Origin of the sequence: Endobacterium panacihumi (assembly GCF_050847465.1) — a bacterium.
Classification (GTDB): domain Bacteria; phylum Pseudomonadota; class Alphaproteobacteria; order Rhizobiales; family Rhizobiaceae; genus Neorhizobium; species Neorhizobium panacihumi.
On the sequence record NZ_JBOZRA010000021.1, the window covers coordinates 1 to 954 of the forward strand.

The 954-nt window shown below is 52.9% G+C and carries 2 tRNA genes; both read left to right on the forward strand.

Annotated elements, in window-relative coordinates:
- The first annotated feature begins 263 nt into the window (after nucleotides 1-263).
- Nucleotides 264-340: transfer RNA gene (locus tag ACRQ1B_RS29140), tRNA-Ile, on the forward strand.
- Between the two features lie 72 nt (nucleotides 341-412).
- Nucleotides 413-488 (forward strand) — tRNA-Ala (locus ACRQ1B_RS29145).
- Nucleotides 489-954: the final 466 nt, after the last annotated feature.

Consider the following 954-nt stretch of genomic DNA (forward strand, 5'->3'; position numbering starts at 1 on the left):
TCCCGTACTTTTTAGAACAATAGATGGCACCAGTCAGGTGACCATCGAAACGCAATACGCCACGGAGCTGCTTCGATGCAGCCGGATGGTATGGCGAAGTGCCGCCGACTACGTTTCTCTTTCTTCATTAGGATATGAACCATTGAGTGCGCTCACGGGCTGTTCGCACCTTTGGTGCTGCCCTCCGCGAGGGCGCCGGACGACCGGCGACGGCCTCTGGCCTGTATTGGCGAGCGTTACTTAGCGTAGAGTTTGTCGAGATTGGGCCTGTAGCTCAGTTGGTTAGAGCACACGCTTGATAAGCGTGGGGTCGGAAGTTCAAGTCTTCCCAGGCCCACCATTTGCCTTTTGGCGGATGGGTTGTTTGATCTCGATCCTCCTGATGGCTTTGTCATCGGGTGTTGCGATGGTTGGGGCTGTAGCTCAGCTGGGAGAGCACCTGCTTTGCAAGCAGGGGGTCAGCGGTTCGATCCCGCTCAGCTCCACCAATTCGCTTTGGTGTCGAGATGGCGGATACATATCCTTTGAAGAAAAATAAGTTTGCACATCGCTTTTGGCGTTGTGCCTGTTCTGCAAAAATCGTGAAGAGAAGATTGATCTGGAGGCTTCCAGGTTCGGATTTAGGTCCGGGTTTGAAGCTGATCCTTATGATGTCGTTGATGGCCTAGCCGGTCGGACACGAAAGAGGGATCGGTGGAGATAGGAAGCTTGTCACTCTGGTCGGTCGTTGTTGGGTTCTTCGGAGCCTTCTGACGATCTATTGATGTCCGTTTGCTAACCGCACGGACCCGGATTTAATCTCGAGAAGCTGGTCTTAAGATCGGACGCAAGAGAGCTGCTCGGCGTAGCTCCAATAAAGTGATCCGATCGAAAAAGAACACGTCGATGGCATCATGAGATGGTTGGGTTGTAAAAGGTAGCCCGGCTGCCTGTTCTAACGAGCAGGCTATATTG